General features: G+C 74.6%; 13 protein-coding genes. 5 read left to right on the forward strand and 8 right to left on the reverse strand.

Annotated elements, in window-relative coordinates:
* Window positions 1-104 precede the first annotated feature (104 nt).
* The 3 genes from ACUJ8O_RS06040 to ACUJ8O_RS06050 form a co-directional block, all read right to left on the reverse strand.
* Entirely contained in the window at window positions 105-2,234 is a 2,130-nt protein-coding gene (locus ACUJ8O_RS06040; protein ID WP_445373234.1) for a PhoX family protein, read from the reverse strand.
* A 228-nt stretch (window positions 2,235-2,462) separates the two neighbouring features.
* Entirely contained in the window at window positions 2,463-3,536 is a 1,074-nt protein-coding gene (locus ACUJ8O_RS06045) for an o-succinylbenzoate synthase (protein WP_445373235.1), read from the reverse strand.
* 79 nt (window positions 3,537-3,615) lie between these two features.
* Window positions 3,616-4,302 carry a hypothetical protein gene (locus ACUJ8O_RS06050; protein WP_206495897.1) on the reverse strand — a complete coding sequence of 229 codons (687 nt, stop codon included), beginning with the start codon at window positions 4,300-4,302 and terminating at the stop codon, window positions 3,616-3,618.
* A 110-nt stretch (window positions 4,303-4,412) separates the two neighbouring features.
* On the opposite strand from ACUJ8O_RS06050, the gene ACUJ8O_RS06055 reads away from it, so the two are divergent.
* A complete protein-coding gene (locus ACUJ8O_RS06055; RefSeq protein WP_440314268.1) occupies window positions 4,413-5,273 on the forward strand; it encodes a phosphatase PAP2 family protein in 861 nt (286 codons plus the stop codon).
* A 129-nt stretch (window positions 5,274-5,402) separates the two neighbouring features.
* Here the strand turns inward: ACUJ8O_RS06055 and ACUJ8O_RS06060 are convergent, their stop codons facing one another.
* From ACUJ8O_RS06060 to ACUJ8O_RS06070, 3 genes are read right to left on the reverse strand one after another with little or no spacing between them, the layout of a single operon-like run.
* Window positions 5,403-6,893 carry a dihydrolipoamide acetyltransferase family protein gene (locus ACUJ8O_RS06060; protein WP_036339442.1) on the reverse strand — a complete coding sequence of 497 codons (1,491 nt, stop codon included), beginning with the start codon at window positions 6,891-6,893 and terminating at the stop codon, window positions 5,403-5,405.
* Window positions 6,890-7,939 carry an alpha-ketoacid dehydrogenase subunit beta gene (locus tag ACUJ8O_RS06065; RefSeq protein WP_036339445.1) on the reverse strand — a complete coding sequence of 350 codons (1,050 nt, stop codon included), beginning with the start codon at window positions 7,937-7,939 and terminating at the stop codon, window positions 6,890-6,892. Before ACUJ8O_RS06065 ends, ACUJ8O_RS06060 begins: the two co-directional genes overlap by 4 nt.
* 2 nt (window positions 7,940-7,941) lie before the next feature.
* Window positions 7,942-9,144 carry a thiamine pyrophosphate-dependent enzyme gene (locus tag ACUJ8O_RS06070; RefSeq protein ID WP_036339448.1) on the reverse strand — a complete coding sequence of 401 codons (1,203 nt, stop codon included), beginning with the start codon at window positions 9,142-9,144 and terminating at the stop codon, window positions 7,942-7,944.
* 189 nt (window positions 9,145-9,333) lie between these two features.
* On the opposite strand from ACUJ8O_RS06070, the gene ACUJ8O_RS06075 reads away from it, so the two are divergent.
* Complete coding sequence (locus ACUJ8O_RS06075) at window positions 9,334-9,807, forward strand: Lrp/AsnC family transcriptional regulator (RefSeq protein ID WP_036316705.1); 474 nt, start codon at window positions 9,334-9,336, stop codon at window positions 9,805-9,807.
* 21 nt (window positions 9,808-9,828) lie between these two features.
* Here ACUJ8O_RS06075 and ACUJ8O_RS06080 read toward each other — a convergent pair whose 3' ends face one another.
* Complete coding sequence (locus tag ACUJ8O_RS06080) at window positions 9,829-11,127, reverse strand: MFS transporter (RefSeq protein WP_052007026.1); 1,299 nt, start codon at window positions 11,125-11,127, stop codon at window positions 9,829-9,831.
* Window positions 11,128-11,192: 65 nt separating this feature from the next.
* Between ACUJ8O_RS06080 and ACUJ8O_RS06085 the strand changes: the two genes are divergently transcribed.
* On the forward strand, window positions 11,193-12,683 hold the full coding sequence (locus ACUJ8O_RS06085) for an NCS2 family permease (RefSeq protein WP_036382947.1): 1,491 nt from the start codon (window positions 11,193-11,195) through the stop codon (window positions 12,681-12,683).
* 102 nt (window positions 12,684-12,785) lie between these two features.
* A complete protein-coding gene (locus ACUJ8O_RS06090; RefSeq protein ID WP_170748105.1) occupies window positions 12,786-15,032 on the forward strand; it encodes a S9 family peptidase in 2,247 nt (748 codons plus the stop codon).
* A gap of 12 nt (window positions 15,033-15,044) precedes the next feature.
* Here the strand turns inward: ACUJ8O_RS06090 and ACUJ8O_RS06095 are convergent, their stop codons facing one another.
* A complete protein-coding gene (locus ACUJ8O_RS06095; RefSeq protein WP_445373236.1) occupies window positions 15,045-16,928 on the reverse strand; it encodes a glycoside hydrolase family 15 protein in 1,884 nt (627 codons plus the stop codon).
* 162 nt (window positions 16,929-17,090) lie between these two features.
* Between ACUJ8O_RS06095 and ACUJ8O_RS06100 the strand changes: the two genes are divergently transcribed.
* The gene (locus tag ACUJ8O_RS06100) at window positions 17,091-18,491 is read left to right on the forward strand and encodes a glucose-6-phosphate dehydrogenase (RefSeq protein ID WP_010080320.1); all 1,401 of its coding nucleotides are present in this window, start codon (window positions 17,091-17,093) and stop codon (window positions 18,489-18,491) included.
* Window positions 18,492-18,512 lie beyond the last annotated feature (21 nt).

Raw genomic sequence — 18,512 nt, forward strand, 5'->3', positions numbered from 1 at the left:
TCTAGGCCCGGGCGCGGACGGGCCCCGGACGCGGCGAGGCCGCCACGGTGACGCGGTGGCGCCGGCCGTGACGGCCTCGTCGAGGGTCCTCGCGGAGGCGGGGGTCAGCCCTTCGGGCCCTTGCCGTTGCCCTTGCCGTTGTTGCCCTTGCCCTTGTTGCCCTTCTCCTTGCCGGCGCCCTTGCCGATGCCGTTGTTCCCGGTGGCGTTGAACACCTGGACGACGCTCGGACGCGGGGCCGCGACCTTGTCGCCCACCTGGACCGGGCCGGTCGGGCTCAGGAAGTCCGGGAAGGAGGAGGTGTGCGCGCCCCAGGTGCCGTCCTCGCCCGGGTGCTGGACGTTGACGAACACGGAGTTGTCGCGGTCGTGGATCACGGGGCCGCAGGTCTCGGCGTCGCGGGGGACAGCGAGGAACTGCTGGACGCGGCCGCGCTCGGCGCCGTCGAGGGTGACCTTGTGCAGCGCGTCGGCGTAGCCGATGGTGCCGGGCTGGCCGTCGGTGGAGATCCAGAGGTTGCCCTCCGAGTCGAACGCCAGGTTGTCCGGGCAGGAGATCGGGGAGACCTTCTCCTTCGGGTAGCCGGCGAAGTAGGCCGAGGAGGAGACCGCCGGGTCGCCGGCGAGCAGCAGGATGACCCAGGTGAAGGTGGTGGAGGTGTGATCCCCGCCCCGCTCGGTGATCTCGATGACGTGGCCGTCGCGGTTGCCGATGACCGGGTTGGCCTCGTCCACGGCGGTGCGCTTGGTGTTGTTGGTCAGGGCCGCGTAGACCTTGCCGGTGACCGGGTTGGTCTCGACGTCCTCCGGGCGGTCCATCTTGGTGGCGCCCATCTTGTCTGCCGCGAGGCGGGTGTAGACGAGGACCTCGGCCAGGGACATGCCCGGGACGAAGGACGTCTTCTCGTCGGCCAGGGCGATCCACTCGCCGGAGCCGTCGAAGGCGCCGTCCGAGGGCAGGGTGCCCCTGCCGTCGATCTGGGCGGCCGGGGAGTCGCCGGAGAACTTGGCCACGTAGAGGGTGCCCTTGTCCATCAGGCGCATGTTGTGCTTCTTGTCGCCGTCGCGGACCTTCTCGGCCGAGACGAACTTGTACAGGTAGTCGTGGCGCTCGTCGTCGCCGGAGTAGACCACGGCGTGGCCGGACGGGGAGATCACGGCGGTGCCGGCCTCGTGCTTGAAGCGGCCCAGGAGGGTGTGCTTCACGGGCGTGGAGGTGGGGTCCTCGGGGTCGATCTCGACGACCCAGCCGAAGCGGTTGGCCTCGTTCTCGTAGCCGGGCTTGGTCAGGTCGAAGCGGTCGTGGACCTTCTCCCAGCCGCGGCTGGTGGCGGCGGCGGAGATGCCGTAGCGCTTCTCCTCGGCCGTGCCGCGGCCCTTGAAGTACTGGTTGAAGTTCTCCTCGCCGGAGAGCACGGTGCCCCACGGGGTGGTGCCGCCGGCGCAGTTGTTCAGGGTGCCCAGCACGCGGGTGCCGGTCGGGTCCTCGACGGTCGTGAGCAGCGCGTGGCCGGCGGCCGGGCCGCGGACCTCGAACTCGGTGGTGCCGGTGATGCGGCGGTTGCGGCGGCCGCCGCGGACGTACTCCCACTGGGCGCCGCGCTTGGCGCGCTTGAGGTCCACGATGGACAGGCCGTGGGCCTGGAGGCCGACGTTGACGATGTCCTCGAAGTTCGAGGCGATGTACTCCGGGGAGAACATGATGTTCTCGTTGGTGTACTCGTGGTTGGAGACGAGGTAGCCGGAGCGGTCGTTGCCGCCGTCGGTGATGATGTTCAGGTAGTCGTTGTTGTAGCCGAACTGGGCGGCCTGCGACGCACCGGTCTGGTGCTCGATGTCGAACTCCGGGGAGTCGGCGAACAGCGGGTCGCCCCAGCGGATCACGGTGCCCCAGTCGTAGCCCTCCGGCACGGTCATGGTGTCCACGGTGCGGGTCACCGGGGCGATGGGCTCGAAGGGGAGCTTGCCGCCGCCGGTCGGGCGCCGGCCGTTGTCCGCGAGCGCCTCGGGGGCCTGGGCCACCTGGGAGCCGATGACGACGGCGGCGGCGAGGCCGGTGCCGCCGACCAGGGCGGAGCGGCGCGAGATGGCGGTCTCCGCGATCTGCTGGAAGGTCGGGTTCGCCGAGGTGTTGGGCACCGGGTGGGCGCACGCGTTGCCGCACTTGAGCTCGCACGTGACGGCGGAGCGGTTGCCACGGGTGTGGCCGGCCATGGGGAGGAGGCGCTTCAGCATGACGGGGTCCTTCGCGTCGTGGGGATGGTTCGGGGTCCGGTGCCGGGCCGGAGGCGACCCCGGGGGTGAGGCCGGCCGGGGCTGCCATCACCTTGGCCCCTCGCTCCGAGCGGCGAGCCACGCCCAGGTGGCCGCGAGTTGAACTCTTCCCGGCCGCCGGATTTCGTCCCGTTGACGTGCTGTAATCCGGCTCACATGCCCCGCGTCGACGGGGACCGGGCGGGCCCGTCAGCCCTGCGCGGCCAGCACCGCGTGGGCCGCGCGCAGGCGGTCGGCCCACCACGCCTGCCGCGCCCCGTCCGCCCGGACGCGGTCGAGCAGCTCCGGGTCGGGGGCGGGGGCCCGCTCCCCCGGTGCCGGGAGGGCCCCCGCGCGTGGGCGCCAGGCCGGGGCGACGACGTCGTGCTCGAAGAGGGCCGCGGTGCCGAGCCCGCATGCGTGCGGCAGGGACGGCAGGCAGGCGGCGAGCGCGGCGCCGCCGGCAATGCCCACGGAGGTGTCCAGCGCTGAGGAGACCACCGCGGGCAGCCCCGCGGCCGCCACGATCGCCGCGGCCCGGCGCACGCCCCCGAGCGGCTGGACCTTCACCACGATCAGGTCCGCGGCGCCGGCGGCCGCGACGGCGAGGGGGTCCTCGGCCTTGCGGACCGCCTCGTCCGCGGCGATCGGGGTGGGGACGCCCCGGGCGCGCAGCTCCGCGCGGACCTCCGCGAGGTCGGTGATGCCGGGCACGGGCTGCTCCGCGTACTCGAGGCCCACGTCGGCCAGCGCGGTGAGCACGTCCACGGCCTCGGTGGGCGTCCAGCCGGCGTTGGCGTCGACGCGGACCTGCGCGTGGGGCAGCAGCGCGCGCACCCGCCGCACGCGGGCCAGGTCGGCCTCGCGGCTGCCGGGGACGAGCTCGCCCTCGGGGCCGTGCTCCGCCACCTTGACCTTGACCGCGGTGATGCCGTCGCCGTAGCGGGCCAGGACGGCCTCGACGTCGTCCGCGGCCACCGCGGGCACGGTGGCGTTGACGGGGACCGTCTCGCGGACCGGGGCGGGCCAGCCCTGCCAGCCGGCCTCGATCGCGGCGGCCAGCCACGCGGCGCACTCGTGCGGACCGTACTCCGGGAACGGGGAGAACTCGGCCCAGCCCGCCGGGCCGCGCAGCAGCAGGGCGTGGCGCAGGTCCGTGCCGCGGAACCGCACGCGCATCGGCAGGGCGACCGCGACGGCGTCGGCCAGCAGCTCCTCGATGCTCGGCAGGGCGGGACCGCCCGGCGCGCCGGGCAGCGGGGGCAGGGCGGGGGCGGTGCTCATGCGGCCAGTGTAGGAAGGGCGCTCGGCTCCCGTTCCGACGGGCGCCGGCGGGGTGGGGCTCCCGCGGCGGCGCCGACGCTCAGACGGCGCGGAGGTAGCCGAGGGCTCGGGCCAGGTCCACGGCGCGGTCGTGGGCGCCGAGCACCTCCTCCAGGCCGGCGACGACGGCGGTCGTCACCTCCTCGGTGAGATGCCAGTCGACGGTGAACGGGTCGTCGAAGCGCGCCCACGCCGTGCCCACGGCCGCGAGCGCGCGGGTCATCTCCGTGAGGTCCCGGAAGACCGGTCGCGGCTCGTCCAGGCGGTCCTCCCAGCCCTCGTCTCCCGGGGCCATGAGCACCTGACCGGTGGAGGCCGCGTGGATGAACGGGTCGGCGCCCTGCTTGGCCACCACCGTCCAGTCCTCGTTCCAGTCCACCAGCAGGGCACCGGTGCGGTGGTTCCACCGGTAGCCGGCCTGCTCGTCCCAGAGGCGGTCCAGCGGGAAGAACATCACGGGCAGGCCGAGGGTGTCGATCTCCAGCCACTCCGGCCCCACGTAGCGGTAGAAGTCGGCCAGGTCCGGGGCGAGGGGCTCCTCGGCGGCCCACTCGATGGGCTCCTGCCGGCTCAGCCGGCCGAACGGGGCCAGGGCGTCCCGGGCGGCCAGCAGGTCCTCGGCCGAGAGACGGGGCCGGGCGCCCGGTTCGGCACCCGGGCCGGGGGCCGAGCCGGTGGAGTCGCGGAGGGCCGGGCGATGTCCGTGGGCGGGGGGCACGCGGGTCATGGCCCCAGGCTAGGCAGGCGGCTCAGGGGCGCGGAGGACGGGACGGCGACGGAGGCGTGACCGTCCGATGAAGCCTGCATGACGGCTGCGCGTCCGACACAATGGAACCCATGCCCCCCACCACCCGCGCCCCGCGCCGCCTCCCCTCGTGGACGTGGTGGCTGGCGCTGGCCGCGTGCGTGGCCGGCGTCGTGCTGGTCTACGCCGCCCTGGTGTGGTCCTCCGCCGGCCAGGTGCTCGAGTACCAGGTGTTCCGCGCCGTCGAGGAGCGCTACGGGGACACCGTGCCGGACGTGGCCTCCCAGGTGGTGCGGATCCTGCCGCTCGGGCTGGCGGTCGGCATGGCGCTGGCCTCGCTCGGCGCGCTCGCCGTGGCCCGGTGGCGGCGGCGGGGGATGCTCGCCCTCCTCGTGCTGGCCGGGTCCAACCTCACCACGCAGCTGCTCAAGGCGGCGCTTCCGCGGCCCGAGCACGCCGACGGGGTCCCGTGGTCCGGCGGCAACTCACTGCCCTCGGGCCACATGACGCTCGCGACGGGCGCCGCGGTGGCCGCGCTGCTGCTCGTGCCCGCCCGGTGGCGACCTCTCACCACCGTCCTCGGCGCCGTGGTGAGCTCCTGCACCGGCGCCGTCGCCTACACGGAGGCCTGGCACCGGCCGTCGGACATGGCCGCCGCGGCGCTCGTGTCCGCCGCCTGGGGCCTGCTCGCCGTGCCGTTCGCCCGGTACGACGGCGCACCGCGGCCCGCACCGCGCGGCGCCCGCGGCGTGGAGGCCACGCTCTGGTCCCTGGGCGTCGCGGGCCTGGCGGCCGGGCTGACGCTGCTGGCCCTCACCCTCGACACCCCCGCGACCAGCGGCGCCGGCCCCCACCCGGCGGCCGAGCCGGCCGGGATCCTGCTCAGCGCCTCCCCCGCGGTCCTGCTGTGGGGCGCGCTCGGCACGGCCTTCCGCCGCGGCCGCGCGGACTGACCGCCGCTCCCCGCACGCTCACCGCCCCCCCACCAGACGACGAGCCCTGCGATGGGGCGGCCATCCGCGAGGAATGGCCGCCACGTCGCAGGGCTCGTCCGGGGTCGGGGCGGGCCGGGATCGTCCGGATCAGATCCGGGCGAGGGCCGCCGTCGGATCGTGGAGGCAGTCCGCCACGAACGTGAGGAACGCGCTCGCGGTGGCGCCGTCGGTGACGCGGTGGTCGAAGGTCACGGTCATCTCGGTGACCTTGCGGACCACGATCTCCCCGTCCACGACCCACGGGCGGTCGATGATCCGGCCGATGCCGAGCATCCCGACCTCGGGCACGTTGATGATCGGCGTGGCGCCGTCCGTGCCCAGCGGGCCGTAGTTGTTCAGCGTGAACGTGCCGCGGGTGAGCTCGGCCGGGGCGGCCCGGCCCGCGCGGGCGCGGCTGACGGTGTCGTTGATGGCGGCGGTGAGGTCGTCCGCGGACAGCTTCTCCGCGTGCTCGACGGACGGCACCATGAGGCCGCGGTCGGTCTGCACGGCCAGGCCGAGGTGGACGCCGTCGACCTCCACGATCTCGTCCTTGCCGTCCGCCCCGGCCTCGATGCGCGCGTTCATCACCGGGTACCGGCGCAGGCCGGCCAGGGTGAAGCGGGCGATCAGGCCGAGCAGCGAGGGCGCGTTCTCCGGGTCCTTCGCCTTGAGCGCGGCCCGCAGCTCGAGCAGGGCGGTGACGTCCACGTCCAGCCACGCCGTGACCTCCGGGACCTCGCGGCGCGAGCGGGAGAGCTGGTCCGCGATCACCTTGCGCACCCCCGTGATCGGGGTGCGGGCGACGACGGCCAGGCCGGTCCGCCCGTCCACGGCGCCCGGCTGCGCGGTGGCCGCGGCCGCCGGGGCGGCAGCGGCCGACGGGGCCGGGGTCGGGGCGGCCTGCGGGGCGGAGCCCTCGGCCGCGGTGAGCACGTCGGCGCGGGTGATCAGGCCGTCCGGGCCCGTGCCGGTCAGCGCGGCCACGTCCACGCCCTTCTCGCGGGCGAGCTTGCGGACGATCGGGGAGGTTACGCGCGGGGCGCCGGCCAAGGCCGTGGGGGCCGGCGTCGGGCGGGCGGCGCCGCGGCCGCGCTTGGACGGACGGCTGCGGGAGGTGGTCTTGTGGCCGGAGGTGCCGTAGCCGATGAGCACGGCGCCGGAGGCCTCGTCGTCGGAGCCGGCGACGTCCCCGTCGCCGCCGCGGGCCTTGTCCGGCTTCGGCTGGACGCCGGCCATCTCCTCCTCGCGGTAGCTCAGCGCGCCGGGGCGGGCGGCCTCGGCCGCGGCCGCACCGGTGGACGGCGGGACGGCCAGGGACTCGGTGCCGGCGACGGGCGCGGAGCCCTCATCGGACTCGCCGGCCGCGCCGATGGTGATCAGCGGGCTGCCGACGTCCATGGTCTCGCCCTCGGCGCCGTGCAGGGTCAGCACGGTGCCGGCGTACGGGCTCGGCACCTCGACGAGGGCCTTGGCGGTCTCGACCTCGACCATGGGCTGGTCGACGGCCACGGTGTCGCCCTCGGCGACGAGCCAGCGGACGATGTCGGCCTCGGTCAGGCCCTCGCCCAGGTCGGGCAGCAGGAAGGTGTTGCTCATGCGCGGGCCTCCTCGGCGTCCAGGTCCCAGTTCAGGTCGTCGATCGCGTCCAGGATGCGGTCGATGTTCGGCAGGTGGTGCTCCTCGAGCTTCGGCGCGGGGAACGGGATGTCGAAGCCGGTCACGCGGCCCACGGGCGCCGCCAGCGAATGGAAGCAGCGCTGCTGGATCCGAGCCACCAGCTCGGAGGCCACGGACGCGAAGCCCTGCGGCTCGGCGACGACGACGGCGCGGCCGGTCTTGGCGACCGAGGCGGTCATCGTGTCCTCGTCCAGCGGGTTCACGGTGCGCAGGTCCACGACCTCCACCGAGAGCCCCTCCTCCGCGGCCGCGTGGGCGGCGGCGAGGCAGGTGGGCACGGAGGGGCCGTAGGAGACGAGGGTGACGTCCGTGCCCTCGCGGACGACGGCGGCGCGCGCCCAGGCCTCACCGTGCTCCTTCTTGTCCTTGACGCGGGCCCAGCCCTTCTCGAACTCGGCGCGCAGCTGGTCGAGGTCGAGCTCGGCCTTGGTCCAGTACATCTTCTTGGGCTCCATGAAGACCACCGGGTCGTCCAGGCGGATGGCCGAGCGCAGCATCATGTACGCGTCCTTCACCGAGGCCGGGGTGTACACCTTCAGGCCCGGGGTGTGCGCGTAGTAGGACTCGGAGGAGTCGCAGTGGTGCTCCACGCCGCCGATGCCGCCGCCGTAGGGGATGCGGATGGTGATCGGCATGGGCGTGGCGCCCTTGGTGCGGTTGCGCATCTTGGCCACGTGCGAGGCGATCTGCTCGAAGGCCGGGTACGCGAACGCGTCGAACTGCATCTCGATCACGGGGCGGGCGCCGCCGAGGGCCATGCCCACGGCCATGCCCGCGATGCCGGACTCGGCCAGCGGGGTGTCGAAGCAGCGCTCCTCGCCGAAGCGCGTGGTCAGCCCGTCCGTGATGCGGAAGACGCCGCCGAGGGTGCCGACGTCCTCGCCGAACACCACCACCATGTCGTCGGCGGCCATCTCGTCGGCCAGCGCCGCGTTGAGCGCGGCGGCGAAGGTCAGGGTCGCCATGCTCAGGCCTCCTGGTTCTCGGAACGGGACAGCTCCTCGGCCAGCTGCGCGCGTTGGGCGGCGAGCTGCGGGGTCTGCACGGAGTAGACGTGGTCGAACAGCTCGAGCGGATCGAGCTCCGTCTCGGCGTTCATGGCGTCGCGCAGCTGCTGCGCGACGTCCTCGGCGTCGCGGGCGATCTGGGCCGAGACCTCCTCGGTGAGGGCGCCGGTGGACTCGAGGTAGGCGGTCATGCGGCGCAGCGGGTCGCGCGCCTCCCACTCCTTCACCTCGGCGTCGTCGCGGTAGCGCGAGGGGTCGTCCGTGTTGGTGTGCGCCTGCATGCGGTAGGTGTCCGCCTCCACGAGGAAGGGGCCCTGGCCCTGCCGGCACAGGTCCACGGCGCGGCCCAGCACGGCCAGCAGGGCGCCGAGGTCGTTGCCGTCCACGCGCTCGCCGGCCAGGCCGTAGCCCACGGCCTTGTGGGCCAGGGACGGGGCAGCCGACTGCTTGGCGAACGGCACGGAGATGGCGAACTTGTTGTTCTGCACGAAGAAGATCACCGGCAGCTTGAACACGGCCGCGAAGTTCAGCGCCTCGTGGAAGTCGCCCTCGGAGGTGCCGCCGTCGCCGACCATGGCCAGGCACACGACCTCCTCGCCGCGCAGGCGGGCGGCCTTGGCCATCCCGACGGCGTGCAGCATCTGGGTGGTCAGGGGCGTGGACTGGATGGAGACGTGGTGCCTCTGGGGGTCGTAGCCCTGATGCCAGGTGCCCTGGTAGGCCACCATCACCTCGAGCGGCGGGACGCCGCGGGCGATCACGGCCACGGTGTCGCGGTAGGTCGGGAACAGCCAGTCGTCCTCGCCCAGGCAGACGGCGGCGGCGACCTCGGAGGCCTCCTGGCCGTGTGAGGACGGGTAGACGGCCATGCGGCCCTGACGCACCAGGGCGTAGGCCTGGTCGTTGACGCGGCGGCCGATGACGAGGTGGCGGTAGGCGGCCAACAGCTCCTCGTCGGAGGGCAGGGGATACTCGTGGCCGGGCTCGGTGCCCTGCTCCTCCGGGGCCAGCAGAGTGCCGTCCTCGCCGATCAGCTGGATGCGGCGGGCGGCGGGGAGCAGGTACTCCTCGAGGGAGATGCCGAAGGCGGCGCCGGCGTTCGGGCGGGTCTCGGCCTCGTCGGTCCGGGCGGCCCCGGGCACGGCGGGGGTGGGGTCACTCATGGCGGGTCCTCTCGATCTGTGGCCTTCAGTGTGCCCAAGAGGGTCAATGTGTCGCTCGCCCGCCCGGGAGCACGAGACAATCGGGTGCAAACCAGGCACTCCATCGGACGAACTGCTATGGTGACTCGTGCCACGTAGACGGTCCGCCGCCGCGTGGCCGACCCCGTCCGCCCCGCCCCAGGAGGAGCCATGGCCGCCGAGCCGCTGGACCGCGTGGACCGCGCGATCGTCCGCGAACTGACGCAGGACGGGCGGATGTCCGTCGCGGCCCTGGCCGAGCGCGTGCACATCTCCCGCGCGCACTGCTACTCGCGTCTGAACCGCCTGCAGGACGCGGGCGTGATCACAGGCTTCACCGTGCGGGTCGACCCCGTCAAGGTCGGCTTCGGGGCCTCCGCCCACGTGACCATGAAGCTGCGTCAGCACGACTGGCGCGAGCTGCGCGCCACGCTTCTGGCCATCCCCGAGGTCTCCCACGTCTCCCTCGTGGGCGGGAACATGGACGTGATCCTGCTGGTCCGCGCGCGGGACACCGCCGACCTGCGCCGTGTGATCTTCGACGAACTGCAGACCCTGCCGAGCGTCGTCGACACGCAGACGTACATGGTCTTCGACGACCAGGCCTCCGGGCAGACCATCCCCCCGGACGAGACCGCCGACTGAGCCGATGGTCCGGCGCCCCGGTCAGCGGGGGCGCACGACGACGGGCGGCGGGTCCGCCACAGCCCCAGGCCCGCGCGGCAGCACCGCGGCGAACACGACCGCTCCGACACCGCAGACGACCGCGAGGGAGCCGACGCCGACGGCCAGCCCGGCCGCGGCGGTCGCCCCGGAGAGCAGCAGCGGCCCGGCGAGCATCCCCGCGTCGGACATCGAGCGCCACAGACCGAGGAACGGGGCGCGCGCGTTCGGCGGCGAGTGGTCCGCCCCGAGGGTCATCACGATCCCCGCGCCGAAGCCGTTGCCGATGCCCAGCAGCACCGCCGCCGCCGCGAACGCCGTCGGCTCCCGGGTGAGGCTGATCGCCAGGAACCCCGCCCCCAGCAGGGTCAGGCACGGCACCGCCACAGCGCGCCGGCCGAAGCGGTCCATGAGCCGACCCGAGGGGTAGAAGAGCAGCAGGTCCGCCGCGCCGGCCAGGCCGAAGACGAGCGACGCCGTCGCCGCGTCCAGGCCCAGGTGCGTGGCCCACAGCGGGATGACGGCGTTGCGCGCCGCGCGGGCGGCGGAGACGGCCACGACACCGAAGCCGGCCGTGAGCAACGCCCCGCGCCGGGCGCGCGCCACGTCCAGCAGCCGGGGTCGACCGGCCGGGCCGGGCTCCTCCCCCGCCGCCGGATCGGACGCCGGCACCGGCAGATCCCGGATCCGCAGGCACAGCAGGGCGCCGACGGCCATGGCCGCGGCGGCCGCGGCGAACGCGCCGTCCAGCCCGAGCGGGGCCTGCGCGGCGGCACCCAGGAACGGGCCCAGGAACGTCCCGATCCGCACGGTCCCGCCGAGCGTGGACATCGCGCGGGCCCGGTGCGTGGCCGGCACCGCCACCGCCAGGTACGCCTGGCGGGCCAGGTTGAACCCGGCCCCGGCCATGCCCACGGCGAGCACCGCGGCCAGGAACAGCGCCAACCGCCCCGGCTCGGCCACCCCCGCCGCCGAGGGCCCGGAGGACACCCCGGCCGTCGTCGCCCAGGCCAGGCCCGCGCCGACCGTGCCGAGCCCGGCGGAGACGACCATGGTGACCCGCTCCCCCGCCCGGGCCGCGAGCGCCGAGGCCGGCCCGTTGGCCACGAGCGAGCCGAGCCCCACCAGCAGCACGACGGCGGCCGCCCGCGCCGCGTCCAGGCCGAGGGCCAGCGCCGCCACCGCGAGCGCGGGCGTCATGGCGCCCAGGCCGACGGCGTAGACGGTGGAGGGGGCGTAGATCTGCACGGCGTCGCGCAGCGCCTCCCGGGTGCGGGCGGCGGAGGCGGAGCGGGGACGCATGCCCGCGAGCGTAGCGGGACGGCACGCGCGCCATCGTCGTGGGACCGGGTCACTACGCTGGTGCCATGGCCTCCCGCACCGCCTCTCCACCGCCCTCGCCCGCCCCGTCCACCGCCGCTCCCCGCGGCGCCCTGGACCGGTACTTCCGCATCACCGAGCGCGGCTCGTCGGTGGGCCAGGAGTTCCGCGGCGGCCTCGCCACGTTCCTGGCGATGAGCTACATCGTGGTGCTGAACCCGCTGATCCTGTCCGGGCCCGACTCGGCCGGGAACACCCTGGGCATCCCCGCCGTGGCCGCCGTCACCGCGCTCGTGGCGGGCGTCATGACCATCGTCATGGGCGTGTGGGCGCGGCACCCGTTCGCGGTGGCCGCGGGCCTGGGCGTCTCCGCGTTCGTCTCCATCACCATCGCCACGACGCCGGGGCTCACCTGGCCCCAGCTGATGGGCCTCGTCACCCTCGCCGGTCTCGTGATGCTCCTGCTCGTGGTCACCGGCTTCCGCCGCGCCGTGTTCGACGCGGTCCCGGAGGCGCTGAAGTCCGGCATCGTGGTGGGCATCGGCCTGTTCATCGCGCTGATCGGCCTCGTCAACGCCGGGTTCGTGCGGCGGCTGCCGGACGCCGCCGACACCACGGTCCCGGTGGGCCTGGGCACGGGCGGCGAGCTCGAGGGCTGGCCCGTGCTGGTCTTCGTCGTCGGGCTGCTGCTGACCGCGGTCCTCGTGATCCGCAAGGTGCGCGGCGCCATCCTGATCGGCATCGTCGCGGCGACGATCCTCGCCAACGTGCTGGAGGCCGTGTTCCACATCGGCCCCTCCGTGGACGCCGACGGGAACGCCGTGCCCACCGGCTGGTCCCTGATCGCCCCCTCCCTGCCCGAGTGGACCGCCCCGGACCTGCACCTGCTCGGCAGCGTGGACCTGTTCGGCGCCTTCACCTCCGTGGGCGGGCTGATGGCCTCCCTGCTCGTGTTCGCGATCCTGCTCTCCGTGTTCTTCGACGCGATGGGCGTCTCCGTGGGCCTGGCCCGCGAGGCCGGCACCGTGAACCCGGACGGCTCCATCCCCGACCTGAACCGGGTGCTCGCCGCGGACGCGCTCGCGGTCACGGTGGGCGGTGGCGCCTCCGGCTCGGCGCACCAGATCTTCGTGGAGTCCGGCACCGGCATCGGCGAGGGCGCCCGGACCGGCCTGGCCTCCGTGTTCACCGGCCTGTTCTTCCTCGCGGCCGTGTTCCTCTCCCCGCTCATCCACCTCGTGCCGTTCGAGGCCGTGGCCCCCGCGCTCGTGGTGGTCGGGTTCATGATGTGCCAGCACGTGGTGCAGATCGACTGGTCCGACCCGGGCGCGGCCTTCCCCGCGTTCCTCACGTTCATCCTCATGCCGTTCACCTACTCGATCGTCAACGGCATCGGCGCCGGCGTGGTGGCCTACGCGGTGATCCGCACGGGCCAGGGCCGCGGCCGCGAGGTGCACCCGCTGCTGTGGTTCGTGGCGCTCGCGTTCGTCGCGTACTTCGGGCTCGGCGTGGTCCGGGCGGCCCTCGGCCTGAACTGACCCGCCACCCCCGACGGCGGCGCACCGGACCGGTGCGCCGCCGTCGTCGTGTGCGGCGCGGGGTGTCGGCCCCGCCCCGCGCGGCGTGATGGGATGGGCCGCATGCCCCAGACCACTTCGCACGCCCCCGTTCCGCCGTCCGTCTCCGCCGAGCCCGTGACCCGACGCCACCACGGCCACACGTTCCAGGACGACTTCGAGTGGCTGCGCGGCAAGGCGGAGCCCCGCGTGCTCGAGCACCTGGCCGCCGAGAACGCGTACACCGAGGCCGTGACCGCGGACCAGGCGCCGCTGCGCGAGGCGATCGTCGGCGAGATCAAGGCCCGCACGGTGGAGACGGACCGCTCCGTGCCCGCCCGCCGGGACGGGTGGTGGTACTTCGTGCGCACCCGCGAGGGCGCCGAGTACCCGATCCACTGCCGCGTGCCCGCACGCGACACCGGCGACCTGGAGGCCGACTGGACCCCGCCCGTCATCACCCCGGACGCCGCCCTGCCGGGCGAGCAGGTGATCCTGGACGGCAACGCCGAGGCCGAGGGCCACCCGTTCTTCGCGCTCGGCGGCCTGCACATCAGCCCGGACGCCACCCGGGTGGCCTACGCCGTGGACCACACCGGCGACGAGCGCTTCACCCTGCGCGTGCGCGAGATCGCCACGGGCGAGGACCTGCCGGACGTGGTCGAGAACGTGGCCCACGGCGTCCGCTTCGACCGCTCGGGCACCCGCGTGTTCTACACCGTGTGGGACGACTCGTGGCGGCCGTACCAGGTCAAGGCCCACGTGCTCGGCACCGACCCGGCCGAGGACGTGATCCTGCACGAGGAGGCCGACCCGGGCATGTGGACCGGCTTCGAGGGCGTGGCCGACCGCACCCAGCTGCTGATCGGCGTCGGCAACTCGGAGGTCTCCGAGACCCTCGTGGTCGACCTGCCGGAGGACCCCGCCGCGCCCCTGCCGGCCCCGCGCGTGCTGATCCCCCGCGCGTGGCGGATGCTCGCCGACGTCGAGCCCGTCACCGACGCCGACGGCGTCCGCCGGCTGCTCGTGGTCCACGACCGCGCCCTGGACGACGACGGCGCCCCCGTCGCCGCGCCCAACGGGATGCTCTCGGTGGTCGCCGAGGCGGACGTCGCCGACCGCGGCGCCTGGCGCACCGTCGTGCCGCACCGCGAGGACGTGAAGGTCGACGGTGTCATGGTCACCCTGACCCACGCCGCCCTGGCCGTGCGCCGGGAGACGACCCCGCGCGTCGTCGTCACCGAGCTGGACGCCGTGCTGGCCGGGCAGGCCGCGCACTGGCGCGAGCCCGCGTTCGACGAGGAGCTCTACGCGTGCCATCTGTCCGCGACGGCGGCCGAGTCCCCGTTCCTGCGGCTGGCCTACACGTCCTGGATCACGCCCGCGCGCGTGCTGGACGTCTCGGCGGCGACCGGCGAGGTGCACCTGCGCCGCGAGACGGAGGTGCCCGGCTACGACCCGGCCGACTACGTGGCCGAGCGCGTGTGGGCGCCGGCCTCCGAGCCGTCGTCGGTGACCGGGGAGGACGTGCGGATCCCCGTCACCGTGATCCGGCACCGCGACGTGAAGCCGGACGGGACGGCCCCGTGCGTGGTGTACGGCTACGGCTCCTACGAGATGTCCATGGACCCCGTGCTGGGTGTGGCCCGGCTGTCCCTGCTGGACCGGGGCGTGGTGTTCGCGGTCGCGCACGTGCGCGGCGGCGGCGAACTGGGCCGGCGCTGGTACGAGGACGGCAAGAAGCTGGCCAAGCGGCACTCCTTCACGGACTTCGTGGACGCCACCCGGCACCTCGTGGACCTCGGCTGGGCGGACCCGGCGCGCGTGGCCTGCATGGGCGGCTCGGCCGGCGGCCTGCTCATGGGCGCGGTGCTGAACCTCGCGCCGGAGCTGTACCGGGCGTGCCTGGCCGTGGTGCCGTTCGTGGACGCGCTCACCACCATCCTCGACCCGGAGCTGCCGCTGTCCGCGCTCGAGTGGGAGGAGTGGGGCAACCCGATCGAGGACCCCGAGGTGTACGCGGCCATGCGCGCGTACACCCCCTACGAGAACGTGCGGGCGGTGGACTACCCGGCGATCGCCGCGGTCACCAGCCTGCACGACACCCGCGTGCTCTACGTGGAGCCCGCCAAGTGGGTGGCGCAGCTGCGCTGCACCGTCACCTCGGACCAGGCGAGGCCGCTGGCCGACGGCGGCGCGCCCGTGCTGCTGCGCACCGAGATGGACGGTGGGCACGGGGGCGCCTCCGGCCGGTACCAGGGCTGGGAGGACACCGCGTGGGAGTACGCGTTCCTGCTCACGGCGCTGGGGGCCGTCGAGCGGCTGGACTGACGGGGCGGACGGTCAGGCCTCGGCCGCGCCGCGGGCGTCCTCCAGGGCGTCCACGGCGCGGATCAGGCCCAGGTGGGAGAACGCCTGCGGGAAGTTGCCCGCCATCCGGTCCAGCTCGTCGTCGTACTCCTCGGCCATGAGCAGCAGGTCGTTGGCACAGTCGTCCAGGCGGGCCATGAGGCGCTCCGCGTCCTCGACGCGGCCGGATCGGGCGTACTGCTCCACGAGCCAGAAGGCGCACATGATGAACGGCGCCTCCTCGCCCGGCAGCCCGTCCATGCCGGTGGCGCGGTACCGCATCACCAGGCCGGTCTGGGTGACGAGGTCCTCCTCCACGCGGGCCACCGTGGCGAGCATGTGCGGATCGTCGTGGGGCACGAAGCCGGTGTGGGGGATCTGCAGCAGGGAGGCGTCCGTCTCCGTGGAGCCGTAGGTCTGCCGGAAGGCGCCGTCCTCGTCCACGCCCTCGGTGAGGATCTCCTCCCGCAGCTCCTCCCGCGCCCGCTCCCAGGCCTCGAGCTCGTCGTCGCGGGCCGGCAGCCCGTGGTCCCGGGCGGCGTGCAGGGCCTGGTCCAGGGCGGCCCACATCATCACGCGGCCGTGCGTGAAGAACGCGGGCTCGCCCCGCATCTCCCACAGGCCGTGCTCCTTCGTGTCCCGGTGCGCCAGCAGGCGCTCCACGAGCCGCTTCTGCAGCGTCCAGGACCACGGGTCCTCCCCCACGCCCGCGTCCCGCAGCTTCCCGAGGGCGAGCATCACCGTGCCGATCACGTCCGCCTGCCACTGGTCCGCGGCCCCGTTGCCCACGTGCACGGGGCGCGAGCCCTCGTAGCCGGGCAGGTGCTCGAGGTCCCGCTCGGGCATGCGGCGCCCGCCGGAGAGCGTATACATGATCTGCACGTCCTGCGGGTCGCCGGCGATCGCGCGCAGCAGCCAGTCCCGCCAGGCCTTGGCGTCCTCCGTGTGGTTGTGGGCCATGAGCGCCTCGAGGGTGAGGGCGGTGTCCCGCAGCCACACGTAGCGGTAGTCCCAGTTGCGCACGCCCCCGATGTCCTCCGGCAGGCTCGCGGTGGGGGCGGCCACGATGCCGCCCGTGTCCCGGTGGGTCAGGCCCTTGAGCACCAGCACGGAGCGGGCCACCCGGTCGGCGCGCGGGCCGGTGGCCTCCAGCTCGCCCAGCCACTCCACCCAGCCGGCCACGGTGGCCTCGAGGGCCCGCTCCGCGTTCGGGGCGGCCGGCGCCATGAACCACGAGGGGTACCAGGCGAGCGTCCATGCGGCGGACCCGCCCTCCTCCAGCGGGGTGCTGCCGCGGTGGCTCAGCCCGTCCGGGCTCAGGTCCGGCCCGTGCACGGCCAGGGCGTCGCCGCCGGCGACCACCGCGAGGAAGGACTCCCCCGCCGGGTCGGTCTGCCGGGACACCCACGGGATCACCTCGCCGTAGTCCAGCCGGACGTGGAGCCGCTGCTCCACGCTCACGCGGCCGGCGGTGCAGCGCACGAGCCGCACCAGGTCCGCCCGGGCCTGTTCGCCCTCGCCCGTCGAGGCGAGCGCGCCGCCGTCGTCGTCCACCGCCACGCCGGAGCCGCGATGGCTGGTCAGCGGCATGAACTCGAGGACCTCCGCCTCCCCCTCGGGGCCGCGCCAGCGCGTGCGCAGCACGAGCGTGCCGGGCAGGTAGGCGCGCTCCACGACCTCGCCGTCGGCGATCCGCAGGCTCCACTGCCCGTGCTCCGGCTCGCCCAGCAGGGAGGTGAATACGGACGGGGCGTCGAACCGGGGCAGGCACAGCCACGTCACGTCCCCCTCGCGGGTGACGAGCGCCCCCGAGTGCTGGTTGGACAGGTACGCGTGGTCCTCGATGAGCGGCGGGCGGCGGGGGGTCGTCGTGGTCATGCCCTCCAGTCCATCATCCGCGACGCGCGGCGGGCCAGGGCTGAGGCCGCGCCCGGCCCGGCGGGCATGGACGGGCACGCATGGACGGGCACGCATGGACTGGATCGGCGGGCCGACGGGAGACTGGCCGGGACCGCCCGCCGCCGACGCCGAAGGACACCCATGACCTCCCCCGCCGACCGCGACGATGTCGCCCTGATCATCCTGGGCGCCACCGGTGACCTCACCTCGCGCCTGCTGCTGCCCGGCCTGGCCGGTGCGCTGGCCGCCCACGACCTGCCGCGGGTGACGCTCGTGGGCTCCTCCCACAGCGAGCACAGCACGGACGAGTGGCGCTCGATCGTGCGCGAGGGCCTCGCGGGCGCCGCCCTGGACGAGGACGAGGTCGAGGACCTCGTCGCGCGCGCCGCGTGGCACACCGCCGACGCCACGGACGCCGACGACCTGCGCGCCCTGTTCGAGACGGCCCGCGAGGCCGCCGGCCCGGACGCCGCGCCCGTGCTGTACTTCGCCCTCGGCCCCGGCATCACGCGGGAGGCCGTGGGCGCGCTCGCCGGCTTGGAAGACCTGCCGGACGGGCTGCGCCTGGCCCTGGAGAAGCCGTTCGGCGAGGACGAGGAGAGCGCCCGCGAGCTCAACGCGGTGCTGGCCGACGTCGTCGAGGAGGACCGCGTGTTCCGCGTGGACCACTTCCTGGGCGAGTCCATGGTCACCGCGCTGCTCGGGCTGCGCACCGCGAACCGGCTGCTGGGGCGCGTGTGGGGCGGGCGTGACGTGGAGCGGGTCGACGTGGTGGTGGACGAGACGATCGCGCTCGAGGGGCGCGCCGAGTTCTACGACGGCACCGGCGCGCTAAAGGACATGGTCCAGTCGCACCTGCTGCAGGTGCTGGCCATGGCGGCGCTCGAGCCGCCGGAGCGGCTGCGTCCGCAGGAACTGCACGACGCCGTCGTCGAGGTCCTGCGCGCCACCCGGGTGTGGCAGGACGACCCCGTGGCCGCCTCCCGCCGCGCCCGCTACACCGCCGGCGAGGTGGACGGCGAGCGGATCCCCGCCTACGCGGAGGAGGAGGGCGTGGACCCCGGGCTGCGGACCGAGACGCTGGCCGAGGTCACCCTCGCCGTGGACACCGAGCGGTGGCGCGGCGTGCCGTTCCGGCTGCGCTCCGGCAAGGCGCTGGGCCGGAAGCGGTGGGAGGTGGCGCTGACCCTGCGGGCGCCCGAGGACGTGCCGGAGGGCCTCTCGCCCGCGGAGGGCCGGGACCGGATCGTGGTGGGCCTGGACCCGCGCGAGGTGCGGATCGAGCTCGCCGTGGACGGGGCCGACACCCCGTTCGACGCCGAGCGGCGCACCCTCGCCGCCGACCTGGGCGAGGAGCAGGTGGACGCCTACGGGGAGGTGCTGCGCGGCATCCTCACCGGGCAGACGCTGCTGAGCGTGCGCGGCGACGCCGCCGAGGAGTGCTGGCGGATCCTGGCGCCGGTGCTCGCCGCGTGGGAGGCCGAGGAGGTGCCGCTGGACGAGTACCCGGCCGGGTCGGCGGGGCCGGCGGGCTGGGGGTGAGGGGCGGGGCCGAGAGGCGCC

The organism is Micrococcus sp. EWR3.9.1 (assembly GCF_052615555.1).